Raw genomic sequence first — 26,179 nt, 5'->3', positions numbered from 1 at the left:
TGCTTTAAGCTGCGCATGGCCAGCCACGGCCCCCGTGCTGGCGTCGTGCTTTCTTTCGAGCGTCAATGCATATCGTCCGTGTTGCCTTGAACCGCGTGCGTCGGTTCGATTCGGTGGAACTGGCTCCCCGCCCCGGCATAAACCTGATTACCGGCGCCAATGGCGCCGGCAAGACCAGCGTGCTCGAAGCCTTGCACTTGATGGCCTATGGCCGCAGCTTCCGAGGCCGCGTTCGTGATGGGCTGGTGCAGAAAGGCGCCGAGAATCTGGACGTTTTTGTTGAATGGCAGGAACGCAGCAACGCAGAACTGGGCGTTTCATCGCGCCGGGCAGGGCTGCGGCACAGCGGACAGGCCTGGAAAGGCCGTTTGGATGGCGAAGACGTGGCGCAATTGGGCAATCTTTGCGCTGCGCTGGCTGTTGTTACCTTCGAACCAGGCAGCCATGCCCTGGTCAGTGGCGGCAGCGAGCCCCGTCGGCGCTTCATCGATTGGGGATTGTTCCACGTGGAACCTGACTTTCTTCCCCTGTGGCGCCGTTATACGCGGGCCTTGAAGCAGCGCAATGCGCTGTTGAAGATGGGCGCGCCGGGCAAACAGCTGGATGCCTGGGATTGGGAGCTGGCCGAAGCTGGCACTCCCCTCACCTCTCGCCGCCAGCATTATCTGGAGCGGTTGCAGGATCGGGCGGTCGGGATCGCTGCGGATCTGGCCCCAGGCCTGCAATTGAGTGCTTTGGAACTGCAACCGGGCTGGCGCCGGCACGAGATGTCGTTGGGCGATGCCCTGTTGCTGGCCCGCGAGCGCGACCGAAGCGCAGGCTATACCTCGGTGGGACCGCATCGGGCTGATTGGAGCGTTGGTTTCACGCAGATTCCCGGCCGTGACGCGCTATCGCGAGGGCAAGCCAAGCTCACCGCCTTGGCCTGTTTGTTGGGGCAGGCCGATGATTACGCCAGCCAACGCGGCGAATGGCCGGTAATCGCCCTGGATGACCTGGGCTCGGAGCTGGACCGCAATCACCAGCAACGTGTGCTGCAGTACCTGGCGGCAACGCCTGCACAGATATTCATCACTGCAACTGAAACACCGGCTGCGCTGGAAGCAGAACTGCAGCCGGCAGCTGTGTTCCACGTGGAACATGGCACCATCACTGCAGTAAGTTGAGCCTTCAGGGCGGAAATTCCCCCGGCAGGTATAATCGGAACGTCATCCCCTATCTCTCATGCCCGCTCCACGGAACGGCGCATGACCTGCGGAGCCTACGGCAAGCGCAATGAGCGAAGAACAGAACACCCCGGTCAACAACGGCAATTACGACGCCAACAGCATCACCGCATTGGAAGGCTTGGAGGCTGTTCGCAAGCGTCCCGGTATGTACATCGGCGACGTCCATGACGGCACTGGCCTGCACCACATGGTGTTCGAGGTTGTCGACAACTCCATCGACGAAGCCCTCGCTGGTCACGCCGACAATGTGCTGGTAACCATCCATGCCGATGGCTCGGTGTCGGTGGCCGATAACGGCCGCGGTATCCCGGTCGGCAAGCATGCGCAGATGAGCCAGAAGCTCGATCGCGAAGTCTCCGCTGCCGAAGTGGTGATGACCGTCCTGCACGCAGGCGGCAAGTTCGACGACAACAGCTACAAGGTTTCCGGTGGTTTGCACGGCGTTGGCGTCAGCGTGGTCAATGCGCTGTCGCAGAAGCTGTTGCTGGATATCTTCCAGGGGGGCTTCCACTACCAGCAGGAATACGCCGACGGCGCCGCGGTCACCCCGCTCAAGCAGCTTGAAACCAGTGATCGCCGCGGCACCATGCTGCGCTTCTGGCCGTCGGTGACGGCATTCCACGGTAACGTCGAATTCCACTACGAGATTCTGGCCCGCCGCCTGCGCGAACTGTCGTTCCTGAATTCCGGCGTCAACATCACCCTTGTGGACGAGCGCGGCGAAGGCCGTCGCGACGATTACCACTACGAAGGCGGCATCAAGAGCTTCGTGGAACATCTGGCGCAGGTGAAGACCCCGCTGCACCCGAATGTGATCGCCGTAACCGGCGAAGCCAATGGCATCGTCGTCGAAGTTGCGCTGCAGTGGACCGATTCCTATCAGGAAACGATGTATTGCTTCACCAACAACATCCCGCAGAAGGACGGCGGTACCCACCTTGCCGGTTTCCGTGCCGCGCTGACCCGCACGCTCAACAACTACATCGAGCAGAGTGGCATCGCCAAGCAGGCCAAGATCAGCTTCACCGGCGATGACATGCGCGAAGGCATGATCGCGGTGTTGTCAGTGAAGGTGCCGGACCCGAGCTTCTCCAGCCAGACCAAGGAAAAGCTGGTCAGCTCCGACGTCAAGCCGGCGGTGGAAAGCACCTTCGGCGCCAAGCTCGAAGAGTTCCTGCAGGAAAACCCGAACGAAGCCAAGGCCATTGCCGGCAAGATCGTCGACGCAGCGCGTGCCCGTGAAGCCGCGCGCAAGGCACGCGATCTGACCCGCCGCAAGGGCGCACTGGATATTGCTGGCCTGCCGGGCAAGCTGGCCGATTGCCAGGAAAAGGATCCTGCGCTGTCCGAACTGTTCATCGTCGAGGGTGACTCGGCAGGTGGCTCGGCCAAGCAGGGCCGTAATCGCAAGAACCAGGCGGTACTGCCGCTGCGTGGCAAGATCCTCAACGTGGAACGTGCCCGCTTCGACCGCATGTTGGCCTCGGATCAGGTCGGTACGCTGATCACCGCACTGGGCACCGGCATTGGCCGTGACGAGTACAACCCGGACAAGCTGCGTTACCACAAGATCATCATCATGACCGACGCCGACGTCGACGGCGCGCACATCCGTACGCTGCTGTTGACGTTCTTCTACCGGCAGATGCCGGAGCTGATCGAGCGTGGTTTTGTGTATATCGGCCTGCCGCCGCTGTACAAGATCAAGCAGGGCAAGACCGAGTTGTACCTGAAGGACGACCCGGCGCTGGATGCCTACCTGGCCAACAACGCTGTGGAGAACGCAGCGCTGATTCCCGCTGTCGGCGAGCCGCCGATTGAAGGCGTCGCGCTGGAAAAGCTGTTGATGACCTACGCAGCCGCGCAGGAAACCATCAACCGCAACGCGCATCGCTACGACCGCAGCCTGCTGGAAGCGTTGGTCGATTTCACCCCGATGGACCTGGAGCACCTGCGCACCGCCCCCGAAGGCGAAGGTCTGGATGCACTGGCAAAGCGTCTGAACCAGGGCAGCCTGGGCACGCCGCGTTTCACCCTGGTGCTGCAGGAACCGAACGAGCAGCGCCCGGCTGCGTTGCTGGTTACCCGCCGTCACATGGGGGAGGAACACACCCAGGTGCTGCCGCTAGCTGCATTTGAATCCGGCGAACTGCGCCAACTGCACCAGGCTTCGCAGCTGTTGCATGGCCTGGTGCGCGAAGGCGCCACCATCAACCGCGGCAACAAGTCCTCGGAGATCACCGGTTTCGCGCAGGCACAGGCCTGGTTGATGGAAGAGGCCAAGCGCGGCCGCATGATCCAGCGCTTCAAGGGCCTGGGTGAAATGAACCCGGAACAGTTGTGGGATACCACGGTCAATCCGGACACCCGCCGTTTGTTGCAGGTCCGCATCGAAGACGCGGTGGAAGCCGATCAGATCTTCAGCACCTTGATGGGCGACGTGGTGGAGCCGCGCCGTGACTTCATCGAGAGCAATGCGCTGAAGGTAACCAATCTGGATATCTGATCCAGCGCAACCGCCAGTGTGGGCGCCGGCAACGGCGCCCACTTTCCATTGAGCCACGGCCCAGGTCCGCGATGTCCACTCTTCCCGACGTACCGCTCTCCTCGTCTTCCCCTGCCCTCTCCAAACCTGGTTCGCCAGTGCTCGGCTTTGCCCTGGATCTGCTGATCGGCATTGCCACGCTGCTGTTCCTGAGTGTGCTGGGCGGCTTGGTTTGGGCGTTATGGCGCGGCGTCGAGGTTGGCATGCAGGCTGCGCGCGATGGCGCCGCCCCGGCAGCAGCAGAGTTGGCAAGCACATTGGGCGCGCCCGGTGCCTTGCCGCAGATGCTGATTGCACTGGTGTCCACCGGTGGCGCGGCGCTGCTGCTGTACTTCCTGCGCCGTCGCGCCAGTCCGGCCGAGCGTGCGCAATCGCATCAGGCCATACGGCGTGCATCGACCTGGGGTTGGATCGCAGTTGTCGCTACCGGTGTTTTTCTGGGTAGCAGCGGGATAGGCTGGATCGCCAAGCAGATGGGCGTGGAGCCGGTGCCAACCAACCTGTTGCTGATGCAGCAGGCGTGGGCGCAATACCCATTGTTTCTGATCGTGTTCGCGGTAGTACTGGCGCCGGCCTACGAAGAGTTGCTGTTCCGTCGCGTGTTGTTCGGGCGCCTGTGGGCCGCCAATCGCCCTTTGCTGGGCATCGTTCTCAGCAGCATGGCGTTTGCCTTGGTGCATGAAATTCCTGGAACCAGTCCCAACAGCTTCCCGGCGATGTTGCAGCTGTGGTTGATTTACGGCGGCATGGGCGCCGCTTTTGCATGGGTTTATCGCAAGACAGGAACGTTATGGGCGGCGGTAATTGCGCATGCTATGAACAATGCGGTTGCTTTGGCCGCCATGGTGCTGTTCGGCGCGCAATAAAGCTGCCAACGGTTGACGAAAAATTAAGCAAGACACTCGCACACTGCAGAGGTGAACGAGGGGGACCACGGATGAAAGTTGTCGGACTAGCTGTTGTTGTCGCGCTGCTGCTAAGCGCATGCGCAACTACTACCTCGCCCACCGGGCGGCGTCAGGTCATTGGTGGGATTTCGCAGCAGCAGTTGGATCAACTTGGCGCCCAGGCCTTTGCTGAAACCAAGGCCAAACAAACCCTCAACCGCGACGCCAAACAGAATGCCTACGTGCAATGCGTGGTCAACGCCCTGGTGGCACAGCTGCCGCAGCAATACCATGGCGTACGGTGGGAAACTGCGGTATTCGTCGACAAGGAACCCAATGCCTTCGCCCTGCCCGGCGGCAAGGTTGGCGTAAATACCGGCATCTTCACGGTGGCAAAGAACCAGGACCAGCTGGCGGCGGTGATCGGCCATGAAATCGGCCACGTGATCTCACGCCATCACGAGGAGCGGCTGACCCGGCAGCAGGGCACGCAGGTGGGGTTGGGAATTCTGGGCGCGCTGGCTGGCGCAGCCTATGGCGATACCGCTGCCAGCGCGGTCAATCAGTTCGGCGGAATGGGCGCTCAAGGCCTGATTTTGTTGCCCGGTTCGCGCACTCAGGAAAGTGAGGCTGATGTGGTGGGGCAACGTCTGATGGCACAGGCCGGGTTTGACCCCTCACAAGCTGTGAATCTTTGGCAGAACATGATGGCAGCCAGCGGAAATCGCTCTCCGCAATGGCTTTCCACCCATCCAGACCCGGCCAACCGTATCCGTGAGTTGCAACGTGACATACCTGCGTTGGAGCCTGTATTTCAGCAGGCTAGGCGTTCTGGTGTAGTCCCGCGCTGTGGTTGATTGTAGGAAAATGCTGCAGTACACCATCAGAAGTGATTTCTCCGTCAAATAATTTCTGATACGTTTGCGTGCTCGGTCCCGTTCCGAAAGTTTGAATTTCTACCGCCACGGCGGCCCCTTCGAGGTGAAACATGATCTTCCGCAGCCAAAAGCACGCCGTGCTCTCCATCCTCATCGCCACTGCATTGGGCGGTGTTGTCGTCGCTGACGCTGCGGCACAGTCGCGCTCGTCCGAGCGTCGTGGCAACAAGGAAAGTGCCAAGGCTGAAGTGCTGTACCCGGAAGCTACCCGCGTGGACCCCAAGGGCAAGGCCTCCTCGAAGATGGGCAGCAAGCTCAACAAGCTGTTCGCGGCCTATAACAAGCAGGAATACGCGGAAACCCGCACCCTGGCCGACGAAATCCTCGCCTCGCCAGACGCCAACGATTACGACAAGGCCGTCGCCAACCAGCTGGCCTCGCAGGGTGCTTATAACCTCGATGACAACGCCGCTGCCAAGCATTACCTGCAGCAGGCCATCGCGCTGAACCAGCTGGACAACAACGGCCACTTCCAGGCGATGTTGATGCTGGCCCAGCTGCAGCTGCAGGATGATCAGCTCGCGGAAGGCCTGGCCAACCTGGACAAGTACTTCGCCGAGTCGAAGTCGAACAAGCCGGAAGAACTGATCATCAAGGGTCAGGCGCTGTACCAGAGCGAAAAGTACGCCGAGGCTATCCCGGTGCTGAAGGCGGCCATCGCCGCCTCGCCCGAGCCGAAGGACACCTGGAACCAGTTGCTGATGGCGTCCTACGCAGAAGCCGGCCAGACCGGTGAAGCGGTGAAGGAAGCCGAAGCGTTGGCGGCCAAGAACCCGGCCGACAAGAAGGCCCAGCTCAACCTGGCCAGCATGTACATGCAGGCCGACCAGATGGACAAGGCTGCCGCAGTGATGGACAAGCTGCGCGCCGCCGGACAGCTCACCGAAGAGCGCGAATACAAGCAGTTGTATTCGATCTACGCCAACACCGACAACAAGGAACGGGACGTCATTGCGGTGATCAACGAGGGTATCTCCAAGGGCATCCTCAAGCCGGACTACCAGACCTATCTGGCGCTGGCGCAGTCGTACTACTACACCGAGCAGGTGCCGCAGGCGATCGAAGCCTGGAGGAACGCGGCCCCGCTGTCCAAGGACGGTGAGACGTACCTGAATCTGGCCCGTGTTTTGCATGCGGAAGGCCGTATCCCCGAAGCAAAGCAGGCCGCGCGTGACGCATTGGCAAAGGGCATCAAAAACCCTGCCGATGCAAATAAAATCATCAACCTGAAGTAAGCAGGAATAACGCCTGAACAGCTGCATTTTTGATGCGCAGCCGGTCAGGATTGGTATAAGCTTGGAGGTTCCTGCGGTGTCATGCACCGCTGAATCAGGGGTGGCTTCACACCACCGCCCCGACCCCACTAAAGAGTTCTTGGCGCATGACGGAACAACTGGTCTTCCACCACAGGTATGACACCCAGAAAGAAACGGGCCTGAGCTGGCCGCGTATCGCGGGTATCGCATTTGTAATCGCACTGCATCTCGCAGCCCTGATGATGCTCCTGATTCCTGCCGTTGCCCCCAAGGCAGCTGCGGAGAAGGAACGCAACGTCATGGTGACGTTGGTCGACGCTCCGCCGCCGCCACCGCCGCCGCCGCCGCCGCCGCCGCCGCAGGACACCCCGCCGCCGCCGGTCAAGAACCTGGCGCCGCCGAAGCAATCGCCGCTGCCGCCGCCGCCGGAAGCCCCGGTGATCGATGTGCCGGAACCGCGTCCGAACGACGTAGTCACGCCGCCGTCTCCGCCGACGCCGCCGTCTCCGCCGGTTGATATCCAGGCCAGCGTCGACATCTCGTCCAAGGCCATGAACCCGCCGCGTTACCCGCCGGCTGCATTCCGTGCCGGTATCCAGGGCGAGGTCATCCTGATCATTGATGTCGATGCCAGCGGCAACGTCACCAATGTGTCTGTCGAGAAGTCCAGCCGCAACCGCGACCTCGACCGAGCTGCAATGGAAGCGGCGCGTAAGTGGAAGTTCAACCCCGCCCAGAGCGGTGGATCGAAGGCAGCTGGTCGCGTCCGCGTCCCGGTCAACTTTGCGCTGAGCTGATCCATGGGGCGGCTTTGATAGCCGCCACCAGGTCAGATCAACTTTAGCTACACCCTTTAACACCACACACAACAAAGGTAAGCGTCATGCTGCAGGAAATTTTCATCGCCGCTGCTGCCGGGGGCAACGCAAACAACGCTCTCTCGCAGATGGGCTTCGAGCATCTGATCCACGAAATGACCACCAAGCCGGGCGACTTCGCCGTTTCCTGGGTTGTTCTGTTGACCCTGGTGATCATGTCGGCCATGTCCTGGTACTGGACCGTCATCAACATCTTCCGCACCGCTCGCCTGAAGTCGGCTGCTGATCGCGTGCCGTCGCAGTTCTGGGATGCCCCGAACGCACAGGACGCCATCCGCGCCATGGAAGAGCAGCCGGCTTCGGAGCCGTTCTCCAAGATCGCTCTGGACGCAGCCCAGGCTGCTGCCCACCACCAGCAGGCTGGTGCTTCGGAAACCCTGAGCCGTTCGGAATTCGTTGACCGCGCCCTGCGTCAGGCCGTGACCCGCGAATCCAACAAGCTGCAGGGCGGCATGATCCTGCTGGCCACCGTCGGTGCAACCGCTCCGTTCGTGGGTCTGCTGGGTACCGTGTGGGGCATCTACGGCGCGCTGATCAAGATCGGTGCAACCGGTTCGGCCTCGATCGACGCCGTTGCCGGCCCGGTGGGTGAAGCACTGATCATGACCGCTATCGGTCTGTTCGTGGCTATCCCGGCCGTGTTCGCCTTCAACTTCTTCAGCAAGATCAACAGCGCGACTGTCAGCAAGTTCGACACCTTCGCTCACGATCTGCACGACTTCTTCGCCACCGGTTCGCGCGTTCGCTAATCCGGCAGCTTTAGTAAGTCTTCGCAACGATATAGACGGAGCCCGTTATGGCTTTCAGTAGTGGTAACAGCAGCGGCCCAATGGCCGACATCAACGTCACTCCCCTGGTGGACGTGATGTTGGTGCTGCTGATCATCTTCATCATCACGGCTCCCCTGATGTCCCACAAGGTCAAGGTGGAGTTGCCGGAAGCCAACCTGATCCAGAATCCGGATACTGCGCCAGATCGCAAGAATCCGATTACGGTGGCGGTCAAGGAAGACGGCAAGCTCTACTGGAACGACGAAGAGGTCTCCAAGGAGACCTTGGAGTCACGTTTCGCGACCGCTGCACAGCAGACGCCGCAGCCGCCGTTGAATCTGCGTGGTGACAAGACCACCAAGATGAAGGTGATCAACGAGGTCACCAAGATCGCGCAGGGTCAGGGCATGCTGGATGTCGGTTTCGTTGCCACCAAAGACAAGCAGGGGCAATAAGACATGGCATTCAGTAGTGGTGGAAACAGGGGCCCAATGGCCGACATCAACGTTACGCCCCTCGTGGACGTGATGCTGGTGCTGCTGATCATCTTCATCGTTACCGCGCCGATCATGACGTACCCGATCGCCGTGGATCTGCCGCAGCGGGTCATCAATCCGCCGCCGCAGCTGCGCGAGCCGCCGCCGCCGATCGACCTTCGCGTCGATTCAAGCAACCAGGTTTTCTGGAACAACAGTCCAGTCAACGTGGGTGACCTGCAGCAGAAGATGGAAGAAGAAGTACAGAAGGATCCGACCAACCAGCCGGAACTTCGCATCGAAGCAAGCCCGGATTCGGAGTACGACGTCATGGCCAAGATCCTGGCCCAGGCGAAGAACGCTCAGATGAAGAAGATTGGCTTCGTGCAGTAAGCAATACTGCAATACCAAGTCATGACGCGACTGGAAAACGCCCTCCTTGTGGGGGCGTTTTTTTTGCTCTTCAAGCCCACTCCGTCTACGGAGTGAGAGGCAGCTCGCGAACCATCGCTTCGCTGCCCGTCGTACGCTCGTGCCCTGTCAGGGTGAGGTCCAACGGGAACAGGTCCAGCAGCGCCTTTAGCCACCTTTGTCCATGTTTGAGGAGATTGTGATTCCACTCCCCAAGGCTGGGTGCTGCGAGGAGCAGAATTTATAGATGAGCCCGCCATCGCAGCGATTTATCCACAGTCGCCTGTGGATAGGGAGCCGCTGTACCGCAGAACTTGAAGAAGCCACGAATCGGGCCTGTGGATTACTCTGCGATGATCCACGTGGAAGCCGATCGACATTGCTTCCATGGGCAAAGCGAACGCCTGTCTGGACTGTGTATATCTTTGATCGGAGAGGCATCGTTGCCCATCGACTTCACCGCCCTGCCCCTCTGATAGCGCTCTGTGGATAAGTATTGCCACAGTCGCAGTGCTGGCGATCAATGACCTGGCTGCGGCAAGTTGCGCAGGTGCAGCCATCGCTGAGACTCATCCTCTGAATCTGCAGAGCGATGCACAGCGGGCTGGGTAAAAGCGCCGTTTGGAGAATGCGAATCTTCGGTCATTTGTCGCTTTAGTGACGGAGAGCCCTCACAAAATCCCATAAAAGATGAGTACTGATGACTTATCCGAGCGCAATGGATGCATTCTGGAATCAGCTGTGATCACGGGTGGCTTGTCCAGCCAGCAATCACTATAGGAACGCTCCCGCCGAGACCAGCGGCTACAACAAACCAAGTGCAGAGCCTTCCAGTCGATCAGCAGCCTGTGGATAAACCATCAGCCGCATGCGCCGTGAGTCAGCGCGGATCGGGCCATGGAGTGCTTCCAGACCCCGCTTTTCGGCTTATCCACAACGCTGAGTGGTTCAGGGAAAGCCCTACGAATCGCTGTGGAAACGTATGTGGATAAGTGTGTGGATGTAATTTCACCTGGCACTGCAAGCGGGGCCCCGATATGGGGGAGGTGCTTTCGTGCAGCGCAGCGATCCAGCCAACAGCCAGCGCGCGGCGGTCAGCTGTCGCTGCTTTCTCAATCAAACCGTCGCTGGCTCAGCTGCCCAGGTTCTCAGCTTCGGCAATGGCTGCCAGATAGCCTGCCACGCTTGCTTCCAGCCCGGTATACAGGGCCTCGCTGATCAAGGCGTGGCCGATGGAGACCTCCAACACGTTGGGGACGTGGGCCAGGAACGCCGCCAGATTGGACTGCGACAGGTCATGACCGGCGTTGACGCCAAGGCCTGCAGCCTGCGCGCGGCGAGCCGCATCGGCGAATACCGCCAGTGATTGCCAGGGATCGCCTGCGGCATATGCTTCGGCGTAAGGGCCTGTGTATAACTCGACGCGGTCGGCACCAAGTACAGCGGCTTGGGCAATGTCCGGATTGCCGCCGTCGACAAACAGACTGACCCGGCAACCATAGGATTTCAGTGTGGCAATCAACGGCCGAAGGCGCTCGCCATCACGGCGGAAGTCGAATCCGTGATCGGAGGTAAGCTGGCCGTCGCTATCGGGTACAAGCGTCGCCTGGGCCGGGCGGGTCTGTTCGCAAAGCTCTAGCAGGCCCGGATAGCCCTCGCGCGCCGGTGCGAATGGATTGCCTTCGATATTGAATTCCACCCCGTGCTGCTGGGTGAGTGCAGACAGCATCAACACGTCGGTAGCGCGGATGTGGCGCTGGTCGGGACGCGGATGCACGGTGATGCCATGGGCGCCTGCGCGCAGGCAGGTCATCGCCGCCCGCACCACATCGGGATCATTACCGCCGCGCGAATTACGCAGCACCGCAATCTTGTTGACGTTGACGCTGAGTACGGTCATGACTGTGGCAGCTCGCGGTCGTCGGCAGCGGTCGTGGGATTTGCGGGCGGCTGCGCAATCGGGGCAACCGGTGCTGCAGCAGCGGGATCGGCCTTGGGTTGCAGTTGCGCGCGCAGCGCCTGTAGTTCAGCGGCATGCAGGGGGCGCGGCACCGAGCTCACGCTGCCAAAGCGGGCCACGTACAGGCCCTTTGCCCAAAGCAGCAGAAACACCAATGCAGCCAGCAGGGCAAGCACCAGCAGCCAGCTGTGGGTGGTGGAAAAGGCAAACAGGAACGCGCCAAGCGCGAGCAATAGAAACAGCCAGTACATGACGATCTCCCTACCAGAGGCGTGCAGTGTAACGGCGCTGGCAGCGCCGGTTCCATGCATGGGCAGGGGTTTGCCCGCTGTACCGGACAGCCGGTAGGTTCAGCGAAACAAGCGGACTTCGTTCAGGGGATTTCGACCCGAATCCAGCCATTGCAGAACCTTGCCGGCGGTCCCGGTCCTATAGCAACGGCGACGCCAAGCGCGCGAAGGCTTCCGGCAGGCGCTTGCGCCACAGCGAGCGATCACGGATCAACTGCACTTCCTCGGCACTGTCGAGTTCGGCCCGCAGGATGGCTTCCAGTTCGCCGGTGAGCTTGAGGTCGGTGTACATCATCGACAGCTCGAAATTGAGCCGGAAGCTGCGGTGATCAAAGTTGGCGGTGCCGACGATGCAGGTGTCGTCATCGGCGATGAAGGCCTTGCTGTGCAGCATGCGCGGGCCGTACTCGAAGATGCGCACGCCGGCTTCCAGCAATTCATCGAAATAGGAGCGCGCAGCCAGGGTGACGAACCTGGAATCGCTTTGTTTCGGAACCATCAGGCGCACGTCCAGGCCACCGAGTGCAGCCGAGGTCAGCGCCATGCGCGCCGCTTCGCCGGGGACGAAGTACGGCGTCACCAGCCAGACACGGCGCTTGGCCTCCTGGATGGCCGCCACATGCAGGCGATGGATGGGCTCCCAGGCCGAATCCGGGCCGGACACCAGCACCTGCGCATCGATGCTGCCCTGCGCGCGGCTGGGCACATCGGCCGGGAACAGGTCGCCGCGCTCGAACAGCTCCGGGCCCTGCTCGGTGGCGTAGATCCAGTCTTCGAGGAATACCAGCTGCAGGCTGTGGACAACCTGCCCGCGGATGCGCATATGCAGGTCGCGATAGGCATTCGGGTTGCGGCTGTCGTCCTCCTCGTCAGTGACGTTGATGCCGCCGGTGAAGGCGACCTCGCCATCCACCACCACCAGCTTGCGGTGGGTGCGCATGTTCAGCCATGGCCGCTTCAGTGGCTTGAGCAGCTGGCGTGGATGGAACCAGGCAACCTCGGTGCCGGCATCGAGCAGTGGTCGCAGGAATTTCCGGCCGACTTTTGACGAACCCACCGCATCCAGCAGCAAGCGCACCTTGATGCCGGCGCGTGCGCGTTCCACCAGCGCGTCACGCATGGCGGTGCCGGCGTGGTCCGGCTCGAAGATGTAGTACTCCAGATTGACGTGGCGGCGGGCTTTGCCGATGGCGTCGATGATGGCGGCATAGGTCGCCGCACCATCCAGCAGCCAGTCGACATCGGTGGCGGTACTGGGTGACAGCCCTGTGGTGGCCTGCCCTACCCGCGCCAGTTCGGTGCAGCTGGCGTCGGGCGGACACACTGCGTCATAGGTGCTCATGCCCTCGCGCGAACGACCACGGCGCAGGCGCTGGCGCACGATCTTCTGTGGCCCAAACAGGTAGAACACGAACAGGCCGATATACGGCAGCGCCGCCAGCGACAGGATCCAGCTCAGCGTCGCCACCGGTTCGCGCTTCTGCAGCACGATGTAGCAGGCCAGTACCAGCAGATAACTAAGGTAGGCGACGGCCAGGATCTGGGCGGCGTGGGGAATGCTGGACAGACTTGTCCACAGGGCTAGGAGGGCTTCGCGCATCCGCCGATTCTAGCCATGGCTGATGACGGCAGGGGCCGCTGCGCACCTTCCGGGCGGCGGCACCCCGCGCCTCATTGTTGCGGGAACGGCGTCAGCCGCGAAGCCGCTGCGGGATCCGGCGCCGAAAGCGCTCGGCGGCCATGGAGGGGGAACGCACTTTGCGCGGCGGGAATGTCAGCTTCGCGGCTGACGCCGCTCCCACAGAGGTGGGTCATTTGTGCATTGCATCATTTAATACATAAATGTAATATACCAGGATGGACAAACCCACTCCCGCCGCCGGCGGCTACGCCAGCATCGACCAGAAGCTGGCGATCAGCAGTGCCCGCCACCCCGGTTTCCCGCGCGACCAGGCCATGCTGGCGCGGTTGATCAAGCTGGTGCACAAGTTGTTCTGCGACCACGGCAACCAGCTGATGCGCGAGTACGGCATCTCCCATCCGGAATACAACGTACTGATGATGCTCGACGGCTCCGAGCACGGCCTGAGCCCGTCGGAGATCAGCGAGGCCGCCAGCGAGAAGTCTTCCAACGTCACCCGCCTGATCGACCAGCTGCTGGCCAAGGGCCTGGTCAGCCGTGAGCCCAGCGACGAGGACCGGCGCAAGCTGGTGGTGCGTTTGAGCCCGGCTGGCGAGCAGCTGATCGAGCAGGTAATGCCGGCGGTGATCCAGCAGCTGCAGCGCTTCTTCAGCGGCGTCGAGCCGGCCGAACTGCGCCACACCGAAACCGTGCTGACCCGCATCCTGATGGGCCTGGAACAACAACCATGAGCACCCGACCGGCTGAGTACACGCCGGGCGCGCCGAGCTCCCACGGCAACACCTGGCTGCATGCCTTCGCCCAGGCCATGAGCGGCGAACGCGCGGTGTGGGCCTACATCGGCAAGGTGCTGGTGGCCTTGTACCTGTCCGGCTGGATCGCGATGCGGCTGGGCATGAGTTCGCCTGGCACAGCGATGATCACCGTGCTGGTGGTGATGAACCGCAATACCGGCATGGTGCTGGCCAAGGCCTTCTATCGCGGCGTTGGTACCGTGGTGGGCTGTGCGATGGCGGTGCTGATGGTGTCGCTGTTCCCGCAAAGCCCGGTTGCCCTGGTGACGGTGATGGCCCTGTGGGCCGGCTTCTGTGCCGGCGGCTCGGTGTGGAGCCGCGGCATGGCTTCCTATGGCTTCGTGCTGTCCGGCTACACCGTGGCGATGATCGTGTTCCCGGTGCTCAACCACCCGCAGAACATCCTCAACAGCGCGCTGGAGCGCACCGGCGAGGTGCTGCTCGGCATGGCGGTAAGCAGTGTGGTGTTCGACGTGCTGTGGCCCAACCGCCTGCGTGCCGGCCTGCGCGCGGCCGATGACGGCAACCTCAGCGACTTCCTTGGCTTCGTCGCCGATGCGATCGGCGGCCGCCTGCACGGCTTTGAAGTGATCGAGCGCACCCAGAGCCGGGTGGTGCAAGGCGCGATCAACTTCGAAGACCTGCGTGCCATGGCCTGGTTCGACGACCCGATCCTGCGCAGCAACAACGGCCAGCTGAAGCTGATCAACCAGCACTTCATGGCGGCCACGTCGCGCTTCCAGGCGCTGCACCACCACATCGACCGTCTGCGCCGCAGCAAGGACGAGGCGTTGCTCGCGGCAATACGGGCAAGCCTGAAGCCGTTGTCGCAGCTGCTGGACGACAGCGCGCTCCGCGATGACGTCCCTGCCCTGGCCAAGGCACTGCAGCATTGGTGTGGACAACTCGACGGCGTGTTTGCCCGCGAAAGGCGCGCATTGCCGATGGACCTGCAACCTGGCTTCGATGCCAGCACCTTGCTGGTGCGTCGCTTCGCCGAAGAGCTGCAGGCCTATCTGGGCGCCAAGGCACGGATGGAAACCGGCAACGGCCGCCTGCGCGTACGCGCGCCGCGCTTGAGCAAAGTGCGCTTCACCCGCGCCAACGACTGGTATGCGATTGCCCTGGCTGGCGTGCGTTGCTTCGTGGTGATGCTGGCCTTGTCGCTGCTGTGGTTGAGCAGCAGCTGGAACCAGGGCGGCCTGGCGGTGTTCGGCATGGCGGCGCTGGTGGCGATGTCTTCGGCTGCACCAGACCCGTTGTGGGTGGTGCGGCGCGCCACCATCGGCCATGTGATCGCCCCGTTCTTCGCGGTGCCTGGCTTCATCGCGATGGCGCTGGCATCGAACTTCCCGATGCTGGTGCTGTTGACCCTGCCGACGATGATCGCCTCGCTGTACATCTCGACCCGGCCGCGCTTCGCGGTGACCGGCATGGCCTTGAACGTCGGCATCCTGGTCTCGTGGAACATGGGCCCGCATTTCCATCCCAGCGCACAGACCTATCTGGACAATTCGCTGACGCTGGCAGTTGGCGCCTTCATCGCCACCGGTGTGTTCATGCTGGTGCCGGGCCTGCCTGGCAGCAAACAACGCCAGCGACGCCTGCTGGAACGTCTGCGTGCGCAGGTGCAGTTGGCGGTAAGCGCGCCCTTGCCCGGCCTGCTGCCGAAGTTCGAAAGCGTCAGCCGCGAGCTGTTCCAGCAGGTGGCCAGCCGCACCACGCCGGGCAGCCGGCCGTCACGGCAGTTGTTCGAGTGGGCCTTGCTGGTGCACGAAGCCGGCCACTGCGCGATCGACCTGCGCCACGACCTGGCCGAGCAGGCTTTGCCCCCCACGCTGCGTGTGCGGATCGAACAGGCGTTGGCACAACTCGGCCAGCTCTACCGCCAACCACAAGCGCGCACCCTGCGTGATGCCAAGGCCAGCGTGCATGCCGCACTGGATGAACTGGCCGGCCCACAACCGCAGGCACTGCGCGCAGTGCGCGATCACCTGTACCTGCTGCGGATGAGCCTGGACGACAGCGCCTCGGTGCTGGCCGCCTATGTGCAGCGCTCGCGCCGCCAGCAACGCCTGAAGGAGGCCCGCCATGCCGTTTGAAGTATCCATCGGCGACATCTATTTCCCCGGCGCACTGGTGCTGGTGGTGCTGTTGCTGCCGGTGTTCGGCCTGCTGGATTACGGCCTGGGCCGGGTTGGCCTGTACCGCCGCGCGCTGCACCCCTCGCTGGTGCGCGTTGCCTTGTTTGCCAGCATTTACTGCATGGCCCTGTTGTTGTTCCTGCCGCATTTTTCCTGATCGAGGATGTACCGATGAAAACCGCCAGCCTGATACGAGGCGGTGTCACCATGGTGGTGGTACTGCTGGCTGCAGTGCTTGCCTACGTGGTCTGGCACCAATACATGCTTACGCCGTGGACGCGCGACGCGCGGCTGCGCGCGGAGGTGGTGCGCATAGCGCCGGATGTATCCGGCCTGGTCACCGAAGTCGCTGTGCACGACAACCAGCTGGTCAAGCAAGGCCAGCTGCTGTTCGTCATCGACCGCGACCGCTATGCACTGGCGGTCGCCAAGGCCGAAGCCGATCTGCAGGCGGCCGAAGCCGCTGCGCGCGCTGCCGGTGCCTCGATCTCGGCGGCAAGCGCCGGTGCCAGCGCCAGCCAGGCCGAGTTCCGGATGCGCCAGGAACAGGCACAGCGTCGCGCCCAGCTCGACGGCATCGTTTCACGCGAATCGCAGGCCGATGCCCGTGCCGTGGCGCAGGCTGCTCAGGCCAGCTGGAAGCAGGCACAGGCCAGCGCGCATGCCGCCAGCGCCAGCAGCCAACAGGCCAGTGCCGCCCTGCAACAGGCGCGGGTGACGTTGCAGCAGGCGCAGCTTGAACTGGCACGCACCGAAGTGCGCGCAAGCGCCGACGGCACCATCACCAACCTCGACGTACGCGTGGGCGACTACGCCGCCGCCGGTCAGGCGCGGATGGCACTGGTCGCCAGCGAAGGCATGTGGGTCTACGGCTACTTCGAGGAAACCAAGCTCCCCAATATCCATCGCGGCGACCTTGTGGATATCCGCCTGATGGCCGGTGGCGTGCACCTGCAGGGCAAGGTCGAAGGCATTGCCACCGGCATCGCCGATGCGGCAGGCCCCACCAGCAGCAACCTGCTGGCCGAGGTCGAACCGACCTTCAACTGGGTGCGGCTGGCGCAGCGCGTGCCGGTGCGGGTCAGCATCGATCCGCAGTCGGTACCGGCCGATGCTGTGCTCAGCGCCGGCATGAGCGCTACTTTGGTGATCAAGCCCAAGGCTGGCTGAAGCAGGCGTCAGGTGAATACGGCTTGTCGCACATCCTGCGACAAGCCGGCGTTAGGGTAGGCGCATGCCTACCCCGATCAAGGGCCGCGGTGCCAGCACCTATCTGCCCGGCCGTTTCGAAACCCAGACCAGCGAAGCCGTCGATGACGGCTGGGCGGTCGATGAGAGCGAGGAATTCGCCGCCGCGAGGCTGCGTACCGACGTGCGCCCGGAAACCGCGCGCAGCATCATCAGCCGTAACAACTCGCCGGACGTGGGCTTCAGCCAATCGGTCAATCCGTATCGCGGCTGTGAGCACGGTATCAATACCCCCTGATTGTTCAATGAGCAAATGCCTATAGATCAATCAGTTAAGGCGGAAATAGTGAACACATCAGCTGGACAGAAATGCGTGCAAAGCGCCGGCCAAGTCGTCGTTCCCGGACGAGTTAGTCAACGCTCGTGTATTGCAAAGTGACTTAGAGCCCTGCGGCGAGTAACAAGGCAGACATCGACGTGCCCAACCCATCGGCCACGCGCTCCAACGTGGCGAGAGTGACGTTCTTCTCGCCGCGTTCGATCTTGCTGTAGTAGGCGCGATGCATCTCGATGTGGTCCGCAAAGGCTTCTTGACTGAGCCCAAGAGCAACGCGATGCGCACGGATCACATCTGCAAGTTTTGCTTGATTCGTATGCTCGACCATACGAAGAAGCTTGTGGTTCCAGTACTTTAAAGACTACGCCTCTAAAGGTAGTCTATTTATAAGTACTGGACGTCTCTCTCATGAACTTTTACCTCGTATGTCCGGAACTGGAGTTCACTCTTGAACTTCCCTTCTCTCCCCTGGGCAGGGAGCAAGTCGTCAGGCAAGTGCGTCGAATGCAGGAAGAGGAGGGGCAGGCCAGAAGCTTCGAGTACCGCCTAGCAGAAGAGCTGTCAAAGCTCATCCCTCAACTCACCGATTGGGATATCAAGCCGCCCACCGGTGCACAGATGGCGTACGCGACTTCGCTATGCGCACAGCTGGGCATTCCCCTGCCCGCAGCAACACGCCGATCGCGTGCATTGATGCAAACCTTCCTGGCCGAAGCGAAGGCACTCGCCGGCGAACGCTCCCAATGAAGGTCTACCGCAAATCATAGCTGTGGATAAGCCTGGGTAGAACGTTCTATATAGATGCCCGGACGGCCTACAGCTAACTGAATCTCTGGGTATTGCGGTGGCTGTGGTTAGCAATAATACTAACCGCCTGTCCTTCCCGGGTTGGCGCTATGGAACAGGATGCCCGAAAGGCACAAGTTCCCATCAAAGGCAGAGGTGCCGCATCGCGCGTCCCAAGCCGCTTCGATACCACAGCAACCGTGGGGGTCGATGATGGGTGGGAGTCCGTCTATCAGGGGATGGAAGACGAGGCGCGATTGCGCACTCAGGTACAGGAAGAGCGAGCGCGGACGGTCATCAGCCGCAACTCGTCACCTGACGTCGGCTTCAGCGCATCGGTCAATCCGTACCGCGGGTGCGAGCATGGGTGCGTCTATTGCTTTGCACGCCCTTCTCATTCCTATCTCAGCCTCTCACCTGGCTTGGACTTCGAGACTCGCCTCTTTGCAAAGACGAACGCGCCTGAACGACTCAGTGCAGAGATCAGCAAGTCGAACTATAAGTGCGCCCCGATTGCGTTGGGGATCAACACCGACGGCTATCAGCCGATTGAAAGGAACTACCAAATTACACGCCAATGCCTAGAGGTGCTTGCTGAGGCAAAGCATCCGGTGAGCTTCGTCACCAAGAGCGCCTTGATCACCAAGGACATCGACTTGCTGGCCTCGATGGCCAAAGATCGGCTGGTAACGGTCTACTTCTCAGTCACCACGCTCGATAGGAAGCTATCGGCAAAACTCGAGCCGCGAGCCGCCGCTCCCCACGCCAGGCTGCGAGCAATGAAGCAGCTGCAGGAGGCAGGAGTGCCGGTAGGCGTCCTTATCGCGCCCGTCATCCCCATGATCACCGACCAGGATCTGGAAGCTATCCTTCAGGCCGCCTACGAGCACGGCGCGAGGGCTGCAGGCTACGTGCTTCTCAGGCTGCCCAACGAGATCAAGGACATCTGGAGAGAGTGGCTCGAGCTGCACTACCCGGATCGAGCCCAGCACGTGCTTAGCCTGATGCGGCAGATGCATGGTGGAAAGGAGTACGACGCCAGCTTCGGCACCAGGATGTCCGGGACGGGCCCGGTGGCCGACCTGATCCGCAAACGGTTTGAGAAGAAGCATCGTGAGCTCGGATTCACCAGGCTGCCGGCGCTGGCCACCCATCTCTTCCAACCCCCTCAGGAAAAGTCTCCCCAGGGGCAGCTCTTCTAGATCTGAGACATTCGGTATGAAGCCCTCAATCTGTAGCATCCGGCTCAGAGCCGCTGCCGCGAGCTTCAAAGCGGTCTTTGAATAATGGGACCAGGCAAAGATGCCACATCAGCCAGCAAGCATAGATGGAATCGCCGGAGTAGGCTTGGCCATCGCTTGTCGTTCCGTGCGCGATGGCGTGACGAAGCCCCGGGCCGGAGCGAGTAAGGAACACTCGCTCAATGTCATCAATCACGGACGCGCTGAAGATGGCCTCCAGCTCACCGCGATGATTCTTGTACAACTGCGTAATGCTCATGTCCTCTTGGGTTCCAGAATCCTCATCGTGACGAACAACATCGACGTCATGTCCTTTCAGGACATAGATCAGCGAGGCCTCCAGCAACGGAGTCAGGATGAATAAGGCCGACGTCATATCACCATGCAGAAACGCCAGAATGCCCTTGGAAAAGGTCTCCGTGAGATCAGGAGGAACGAATGGGCTTTTCCGGCAGAGAGGGAAGACCTCGTCCAGTGATACTGAGTGCTTGCTGGCCAACTGGTATACAACGACAGCGATCCGGCCCCGCACTACGGTCTCTCGATAGATCCCCTCCTGCCTCGCGATAGCATGCTCCAAAGCGGCAGGATCAATGTTTCGCATGTCCGTTCCCGGAGAACGGAATCGAACATGGCCATCGGAATCGTGCTGCTGAACACCGAACAATGAACCTAGTGGATGCTTGCGCATCCCCTCTATTGCCTCTTCCTCAATGACCGAAGTTGGCCGGGGCCGGTGGATAGCAGCAAGCAAGAAGAGAGCCTCCTCAATCGAGAGTCCCTGAGTCCGATCTTTCACAGCATTGACCAACTCGCTCAGATCAAACGAGTACTCGAATGTACCGAACTCATCCTCGGCAGCGGACTGAAGCCGAATCAACTCTATGCGAAGCTCGCGCTTGGAGGCCTTGGCATCAGGCGAGGACAGACCCCGAAGCAAGTCAATGGCCTGCTGTACGAAGTGTGACCCACTCAAATTTCCGCCCAGTGCCTTTCCATGCTCTGCCATACGGCAGCTTGCTTCAATCATGCATCTCTCGTAGTTGACATTGTCCTGTGCACGGCGCCACGCGCGACCCGCACCGACAAGCGCGTCGCAAAAAAAATGAGGGTCAGTTCCAGAAGTAAACCCGCGTGCGGCTACCTCCATACGAGGTGCACAACGCTCCGGCAGATCCAACTGATAGTCCAAGGCCAGATTCATCATGGCCAGCAGTCCTTGGCTATCGCCCTCAGTCTCAAACTGATCGGCGGACGCCAAGCACAAAGCCTTCAGCGCCATGAGATCGGAGTCGTCCTCGCGCAGGCGCAGCAGGTCACAGATCTGGAGCCCTCTGCGAAGCGCCCTCGTGAGCTCGCTAATGGGACGATGATCGGAATCGTAATCCCGATGCCTAAGCTCTCGCGTAAGCATCCCATCTGCTACCCGAGCATAGGCAAGCACGGCTCCTCTACCAGCATCAACACGGCTCCGCTCAACCAGCCAGGCAAGATCGAAAAGCCGAGCGCAAATAACAGGATTGGGCGAACGTCTCCCCAACTCGTCCAGCACTGCGCCACAGCCTCTCCAATCCGATCCAACAGCTGTCCGCCGATCACCGAACTCCATCATTGCGCTGTAAGGCGCCTTGGGTAGGTCCAACCTTTGGTGGAGCTGCAAAGCTGAAGCCACCATCCGAAGTACCCGACTTCGCGAAGACGTGTCCTGCTCGTCGGCACTCCTATCCTCCGCTATAAAAAGATCGCCGAGACGATGCGCGGAAGCCTCGCTGGCGAGAAGCTCAGGATCACCGACATTGAAATCAAACGCGTTTGCATCCGAAAGCGAAGCTTCCGTCCAGGGGTAATTGACACGGTTCATCAGGCGCATTCCCACCAAGTCAGTATGTAGCGATGACGACACGAAGTCGGCGCTGCGAAGACAAGACAGAACCAACTAACCATAGTTGCTGAACGCGTAGACATGGCCAACCGGAAAACTACATCTACGCTAGTGAACCAGAGGATCTATCCCATCCAAGGAGGGTGGATCCACCAATCCTCCCTCATCGACGTAAGGCAGTCCTTCAGCCTTACAGATCAGGGCCAGCTCTCTTAGAAGCGCGTAGACGGTGGAAAACCTCTCCTCGATGGCAGCAGATTCTCTGGTAAGAGATCTTCCTTCATGCACGATGGAATTGCGAAGCAATACGATCTCAGAGATTGGGACCGCGACGCTGATCGGGACACAGTGTCCGGTTAGCCTGAAGACTCGATCAAGTGTCTTCCTGATTGAGCCATCTGACGCATTGCGCGCAGCTCGGCGAGCCAGCTGGCGATGAAGCTCGGACAACGATGAGGCACCCAGCACCTCACGAAGAGGGACGTATGCCTCCTCCCGCTTTGACGAGCCCGGCATCAGATGGGCGTGAATCGATTGCGGCTTAGCCGTGAAGTAAACAACCAGGAACTCAAGGATGATGTTCTCTATGTATGTTGCGGCCGTGACGACCATCAGTGAAGAATAGTGGTCAATGGCGGAAAGCGCGTCACCGTAGATGGCCTCTCGAATCTGTTCGTCGAGACGATCAGCGTCCAGCGCCACTAGCGAGCCCTTCTTATCTAACGTCTGGACGGAAAAAGACCGCTTGTACTCGGCAACGACTGGCGGATGCTCAGCCAAGTCAACAAGCCTTGAGTACGTGGCTGGGGTGGAAAGGACTCGCCCGTGCCACTTCCCAACGTCAAATGTCATTCAAGATTCCCCAGGTTCCCGGCAATGAGCGTGATTGTGTGCCGCGGCCGAATGGGTTGTCCACCAACCACACCCAAAACAAGCCAAAGCTAGAAATACATGGCGACGCCTAGTAAAGACGATCCTCATGAAAGGGCCTGCTGTTTGCATTATCTCGCGATACACTCTGACGTAGTCGCCCGCTGAACGAACAAGGTTCTCGCTCGACGGATTTGGCTATCCCGCTTCCTCATGACAAGGAGTAGCGCATGCCCAAGCAAGTGAGAGGACTATCAGTCTACAGAAGCACGATTGAGCGGCTGCCGAAGTTTCGGCTGCTCAGTGGACCCCTGACGGATGACCAAGCAGCGACGTTGGGATTCGACCATGTTCCAGTCGCGGGCGTTTCCATCGTCCCTAGCGCCGAGGGTCCCGCAACGTTCTTCAATGCCCGCGGTAAAGTAATCATCAGGAATGACCTTCCGATGATCACTAAGTCTCGATCAATCAACACCTCATGGAAGGACTGGCACGGGCACACCCACCACGGCACTCAGACGAGATCCTATGAAGCCTATCCCCGGGAACACATCCCTCCACCCGGAGAGTTCCTGACCGCTGTCGAGACAAACAGCGGCATCGCGATGGCAACAAGGGTCATTAGCCACACGGAGCCAGAAGAGACCATTGCTAATCTCCTAAACATCTATCTGGAGTGCTTCCCGCGCTTTGAAATCGTTGATCCGAATCTGGCGGTGCCGGTCAGGGTCCAGAAGATGAACTGGCGCATTCTTCCTCCAGGGAAATTCCCGTTTGAAAGAGCGATGCAGGTATTGGACAGCTACCTGGAGCAGTTAACGGACAGCGACCGCGCAGTCGCCAAGAGTCGCATCCGGACCATCACTCGGCAGGAGCCGGACTTCATGGCAATCGGGCTGGGCGGTTTCAGTGAATATATCGTCTTCGGATTCACGCGCCGGCGTAGGTACGTGTTCGAGAGTCCTGAAACAGGCAACGCGACCTACATCTTCAGAAACGAATGGGAGTCGGTGTCTCAACTGACCAAGCGCGAAATTCTTCAGGAGAAGCTGCAGGAGGCGCGGATCATCCACACCTCACGTTGGGCCATCGAGGTGTCGGAAGCAATCCAACGGCAGTAAAGTCGCCGGGGTGGGTAGCTCCAGTCCACGGATGCCAAGCCCATCACCGGTAGGCTCACGCGATAGACAGCTACCCGCCGAAGCGGCAATGTAGGCTTAGGAAGCTTAGATAGGGACCCCCCGTGAAGCCAACCATCCTGGCGCTGGACCTGGAAGGGACGCTCATCTCCAATGCCGTCAGTCAGATTCCGAGGCCTGGTCTATATCAGTTCCTCGAGCACCTCCGATCGCAGTTCGAAGAGCTCGTCCTGTTCACCACGGTTACAGAGAGTCGCACTCGTACCATTGCGGAACTGCTAGTTAGAGAAGGCTTTGCGCCGGCATGGTTCGCCGAACTCCGGTATATCCATTGGTCTGGAAAGACAAAGGATCTCGCCTACGTCTGCCCTCGCTTGGGAGATGCGCTTCTCCTGGATGACCATGGTGCCTATGTGCATGATGGGCAGGAGAGCCTGTGGGTCGAGATACCGCTGTTTGGTTCCCCGTACTCGTCAGAGGACGACGGGCTGCATATTGCGTCTGCACGGCTGACCGAGCGCTTCATCGAACTGCAGAATGCACATTTCTCTGACGACATGGCCAACAAGCACCCCTCATGAGATGGATGGCTGTGCCATGATCAATCGCGGTGTTCGCCCAGCTGGCCAACTGGCCAGCCACTTGGTTCAGGAGATTGTTCGACTGAACTCATCTAACCGCGCGTGTTCGACTGAGCGGCCGCTCCTGGAATGTGGACGCCATTGAGGAACAGGTCTAGGCGACCACTTCAGACCGGTAGGCTTAAAAGATGTTCGCGGCGCATCCGGCCCCGCTAAGCGTTCAGCCAACGCCCTTGGCCTGGAAGGTGCACAGGAACTGTGGCGCCTCTCCGAGCAGCACGTTTCAACTTACTGAGAGCTACCTCTCGCCGAGCGCGACTGGTACACCCCGGGGCCGCGTGCGGTGGAAGCCTGAATCTGGCAGCTACTCTTGCCGAACGTGGCGGCGCATCTCGCTCGGGGAAATGACGTTACCGGTCGGATCTGCGCACTTCACCCATCATGTCGATCGGTTGATCCTTCACGCGTAGCGTACCAGTAGGCTCACGATCACGCGCAAACCACTGAATTAAAGAGAGTAAAAATCAGATCTGATTCTCATTCCATTTGTTAATGTACCGTAAGGCTCACGGCCAAAAAGATCTTTCGCATACCTGATAGCTTTCGGCGCCATGGCCTACGACGTCGAGATATGCACTGCGAATGCGATCGCTCCAGAAGCGACAGTGACAACGCATGCGCAAGGCGTACCCTTGCCCAAGGGCTTCTGCTTTCTGATCAGTAGGTCGGATGGAACACTAGTTCAGCCCGCTTTTGAGTTCTTTGCAGATTCCCATCTAACCATCGGCCCAACGCCAAAGCTTGCCTGCAGCAAGAACACGACAGCAGCAATCGCGGCTGACCTCACCGACTTTCACCACTTTCTCGACGCAAGAAAAAAGCGCGTCTCGGACGTAGATGAGGATCTCCTCAACGCTTACGCGGACACCTTGATGGACCTGGACTCCGCGGTGACCCTTAAAAAGTTTGCCGCCGCGACTATCCATCGAAGATGGTCGACCGTGACCAAGCTAGTCGCCTTCTGCGTGAAACGAGGCTACCTGAGGAAGCCGCCAGCGCTGCTGAGCAAGCAGACAAAGCGAGGAACTGTTCAAGTTCTCGACGTGGGCGTACATCTGCCCGGGCTGAACGACGCTGACGCACTCATTACTGCGCTCAATCCCCAGACCGTCGTGGGCATTCTTGACGAACTAGGTCCCAACCCCGTGGTCGAACGACACGGTCTCATTGAACTAGCGCTCGTAACCACTGCGCAGCGATTGATGGCTGAGCTGTGCTACCACGCTGGACTGAGGAGGACGGAAGTGTGCGATCTGCAAGCGTCCACAATCCTTATAACCCGTACGGAAGGACGCGATCCCCTCACTGCAGTGGCTGTCCCCGTTGTCGGGAAAGGCAACAAGAAGCGCAATGTTCCCGTTCCAGTATGGCTACTAGAGGCGCTAAAGCGCTACGCCAAAGGTACTCGGCAGCACCTCATTGACCTTCGACTGTTGCACCACAATTCCAAGGATCATGGCGTCCTATTCGTCCTCAACACAAACAACCGCAAGCATGCGGGAAACCCGATAACGCCACAGACGTTCGACCGCCATTTCGCCATCGCCAAGGACAGGCTGCTCAAACGGCTTTCCAAAGAGCCCGATTTGGCTCGCTACGAATCAGCGCAGCGGGAGCGGATAACCATTCACGCCCTTCGACACACCTTCGCTTTGTACACGTACATGGAGAAGCGCGCAAACGGTGACATGGATGCGATCAAGTATGTTCAGTCTGTACTGGGACACACTCTCAGGGATACGACCGAGTCAATCTACTTGAGAAGCGCGAACGCCTTCGAGAGCGAAACCAGAGAGTCCATCAGGCTGCATATTGAAGGTCAACCCTTTATGCGAGTTGGCGTATCGGCCTAACGAGCTGGAGCGAGCAGCTTCA

24 protein-coding genes and 1 pseudogene are annotated in these 26,179 nt (G+C 60.4%); 19 read left to right on the top strand and 6 right to left on the bottom strand.

What is annotated here, in order from left to right:
- Nucleotides 1–65: 65 nt before the first annotated feature.
- The 9 genes from recF (at nt 66) to ACVOMF_RS04715 (ending at nt 9,372) form a co-directional block, all read left to right on the top strand.
- Nucleotides 66–1,166 carry a DNA replication/repair protein RecF gene (gene recF, locus ACVOMF_RS04755; RefSeq protein WP_481508238.1) on the top strand — a complete coding sequence of 367 codons (1,101 nt, stop codon included), beginning with the start codon at nt 66–68 and terminating at the stop codon, nt 1,164–1,166.
- Between the two features lie 109 nt (nt 1,167–1,275).
- On the top strand, nt 1,276–3,735 hold the full coding sequence (gene gyrB, locus ACVOMF_RS04750) for a DNA topoisomerase (ATP-hydrolyzing) subunit B (protein ID WP_481508237.1): 2,460 nt from the start codon (nt 1,276–1,278) through the stop codon (nt 3,733–3,735).
- A 71-nt stretch (nt 3,736–3,806) separates the two neighbouring features.
- A complete protein-coding gene (locus ACVOMF_RS04745; protein WP_481508236.1) occupies nt 3,807–4,640 on the top strand; it encodes a CPBP family intramembrane glutamic endopeptidase in 834 nt (277 codons plus the stop codon).
- Between the two features lie 71 nt (nt 4,641–4,711).
- A complete protein-coding gene (locus tag ACVOMF_RS04740; protein WP_481508249.1) occupies nt 4,712–5,518 on the top strand; it encodes a M48 family metallopeptidase in 807 nt (268 codons plus the stop codon).
- A gap of 131 nt (nt 5,519–5,649) precedes the next feature.
- Nucleotides 5,650–6,834, top strand: coding sequence for a tetratricopeptide repeat protein (locus ACVOMF_RS04735; RefSeq protein WP_481508235.1), 1,185 nt, complete (start codon nt 5,650–5,652; stop codon nt 6,832–6,834).
- Nucleotides 6,835–6,980: 146 nt separating this feature from the next.
- Nucleotides 6,981–7,652 (top strand): energy transducer TonB, encoded by a 672-nt coding sequence (locus ACVOMF_RS04730; RefSeq protein ID WP_481508234.1) that lies wholly within the window; start codon nt 6,981–6,983, stop codon nt 7,650–7,652.
- An 86-nt stretch (nt 7,653–7,738) separates the two neighbouring features.
- A complete protein-coding gene (gene exbB, locus ACVOMF_RS04725) occupies nt 7,739–8,482 on the top strand; it encodes a TonB-system energizer ExbB (RefSeq protein ID WP_057629874.1) in 744 nt (247 codons plus the stop codon).
- Nucleotides 8,483–8,529: 47 nt separating this feature from the next.
- Nucleotides 8,530–8,958, top strand: coding sequence for an ExbD/TolR family protein (locus ACVOMF_RS04720; protein ID WP_057629873.1), 429 nt, complete (start codon nt 8,530–8,532; stop codon nt 8,956–8,958).
- Nucleotides 8,959–8,961: 3 nt separating this feature from the next.
- Nucleotides 8,962–9,372, top strand: a complete 411-nt coding sequence (locus ACVOMF_RS04715; RefSeq protein WP_303748133.1) for an ExbD/TolR family protein — start codon at nt 8,962–8,964, stop codon at nt 9,370–9,372.
- A 1,150-nt stretch (nt 9,373–10,522) separates the two neighbouring features.
- Here the strand turns inward: ACVOMF_RS04715 and ACVOMF_RS04710 are convergent.
- The 3 genes from ACVOMF_RS04710 to cls all read right to left on the bottom strand — a co-directional run bounded on the left by ACVOMF_RS04710 (nt 10,523) and on the right by cls (nt 13,240).
- A complete protein-coding gene (locus tag ACVOMF_RS04710) occupies nt 10,523–11,290 on the bottom strand; it encodes a pyridoxine 5'-phosphate synthase (RefSeq protein ID WP_481508233.1) in 768 nt (255 codons plus the stop codon).
- Nucleotides 11,287–11,601 (bottom strand): hypothetical protein, encoded by a 315-nt coding sequence (locus ACVOMF_RS04705; RefSeq protein WP_481508232.1) that lies wholly within the window; start codon nt 11,599–11,601, stop codon nt 11,287–11,289. Before ACVOMF_RS04705 ends, ACVOMF_RS04710 begins: the two co-directional genes overlap by 4 nt.
- A 178-nt stretch (nt 11,602–11,779) precedes the next feature.
- A complete protein-coding gene (cls, locus tag ACVOMF_RS04700) occupies nt 11,780–13,240 on the bottom strand; it encodes a cardiolipin synthase (protein WP_481508231.1) in 1,461 nt (486 codons plus the stop codon).
- 257 nt (nt 13,241–13,497) lie between these two features.
- Between cls and ACVOMF_RS04695 the strand changes: the two genes are divergently transcribed.
- From ACVOMF_RS04695 to ACVOMF_RS04675, 5 genes and pseudogenes are all read left to right on the top strand, one after another.
- Nucleotides 13,498–14,013, top strand: a complete 516-nt coding sequence (locus tag ACVOMF_RS04695) for a MarR family winged helix-turn-helix transcriptional regulator (protein WP_481508230.1) — start codon at nt 13,498–13,500, stop codon at nt 14,011–14,013.
- Entirely contained in the window at nt 14,010–16,178 is a 2,169-nt protein-coding gene (locus tag ACVOMF_RS04690) for an FUSC family protein (RefSeq protein WP_481508229.1), read from the top strand. Before ACVOMF_RS04695 ends, ACVOMF_RS04690 begins: the two co-directional genes overlap by 4 nt.
- Nucleotides 16,168–16,377: a DUF1656 domain-containing protein gene (locus ACVOMF_RS04685; RefSeq protein ID WP_481508228.1), complete on the top strand. Its 210-nt coding sequence runs from the start codon at nt 16,168–16,170 to the stop codon at nt 16,375–16,377. The genes ACVOMF_RS04690 and ACVOMF_RS04685 overlap by 11 nt, the downstream gene beginning before the upstream one ends.
- Nucleotides 16,378–16,391: 14 nt before the next feature.
- Nucleotides 16,392–17,390: an HlyD family secretion protein gene (locus tag ACVOMF_RS04680; protein WP_481508227.1), complete on the top strand. Its 999-nt coding sequence runs from the start codon at nt 16,392–16,394 to the stop codon at nt 17,388–17,390.
- Nucleotides 17,391–17,454: 64 nt separating this feature from the next.
- Nucleotides 17,455–17,691, top strand: a pseudogene (locus ACVOMF_RS04675) (PA0069 family radical SAM protein); the annotation flags it as partial.
- Nucleotides 17,692–17,848: 157 nt separating this feature from the next.
- Here the strand turns inward: ACVOMF_RS04675 and ACVOMF_RS04670 are convergent.
- A complete protein-coding gene (locus tag ACVOMF_RS04670) occupies nt 17,849–18,073 on the bottom strand; it encodes a helix-turn-helix domain-containing protein (protein ID WP_481508226.1) in 225 nt (74 codons plus the stop codon).
- Nucleotides 18,074–18,153: 80 nt separating this feature from the next.
- On the opposite strand from ACVOMF_RS04670, the gene ACVOMF_RS04665 reads away from it, so the two are divergent.
- Both ACVOMF_RS04665 and ACVOMF_RS04660 read left to right on the top strand, forming a co-directional pair.
- Entirely contained in the window at nt 18,154–18,492 is a 339-nt protein-coding gene (locus ACVOMF_RS04665; RefSeq protein WP_350463322.1) for a hypothetical protein, read from the top strand.
- Between the two features lie 149 nt (nt 18,493–18,641).
- Complete coding sequence (locus tag ACVOMF_RS04660) at nt 18,642–19,733, top strand: PA0069 family radical SAM protein (protein WP_481508225.1); 1,092 nt, start codon at nt 18,642–18,644, stop codon at nt 19,731–19,733.
- A 25-nt stretch (nt 19,734–19,758) separates the two neighbouring features.
- Here the strand turns inward: ACVOMF_RS04660 and ACVOMF_RS04655 are convergent, their stop codons facing one another.
- Both ACVOMF_RS04655 and ACVOMF_RS04650 read right to left on the bottom strand, forming a co-directional pair.
- A complete protein-coding gene (locus ACVOMF_RS04655) occupies nt 19,759–21,633 on the bottom strand; it encodes a DUF7380 domain-containing protein (RefSeq protein WP_481508224.1) in 1,875 nt (624 codons plus the stop codon).
- Nucleotides 21,634–21,762: 129 nt separating this feature from the next.
- Nucleotides 21,763–22,506 (bottom strand): hypothetical protein, encoded by a 744-nt coding sequence (locus ACVOMF_RS04650; RefSeq protein WP_481508223.1) that lies wholly within the window; start codon nt 22,504–22,506, stop codon nt 21,763–21,765.
- 248 nt (nt 22,507–22,754) lie between these two features.
- On the opposite strand from ACVOMF_RS04650, the gene ACVOMF_RS04645 reads away from it, so the two are divergent.
- From ACVOMF_RS04645 to ACVOMF_RS04635, 3 genes are all read left to right on the top strand, one after another.
- Nucleotides 22,755–23,645, top strand: coding sequence for a hypothetical protein (locus ACVOMF_RS04645; RefSeq protein ID WP_481508222.1), 891 nt, complete (start codon nt 22,755–22,757; stop codon nt 23,643–23,645).
- Between the two features lie 122 nt (nt 23,646–23,767).
- Nucleotides 23,768–24,244: an NIF family HAD-type phosphatase gene (locus ACVOMF_RS04640; RefSeq protein ID WP_481508221.1), complete on the top strand. Its 477-nt coding sequence runs from the start codon at nt 23,768–23,770 to the stop codon at nt 24,242–24,244.
- A 611-nt stretch (nt 24,245–24,855) separates the two neighbouring features.
- Complete coding sequence (locus ACVOMF_RS04635; protein WP_481508220.1) at nt 24,856–26,157, top strand: tyrosine-type recombinase/integrase; 1,302 nt, start codon at nt 24,856–24,858, stop codon at nt 26,155–26,157.
- Nucleotides 26,158–26,179: the final 22 nt, after the last annotated feature.

Source organism: Stenotrophomonas sp. STEN022, from assembly GCF_056760155.1.
This window is presented reverse-complemented; position numbering and strand designations above follow the sequence as displayed.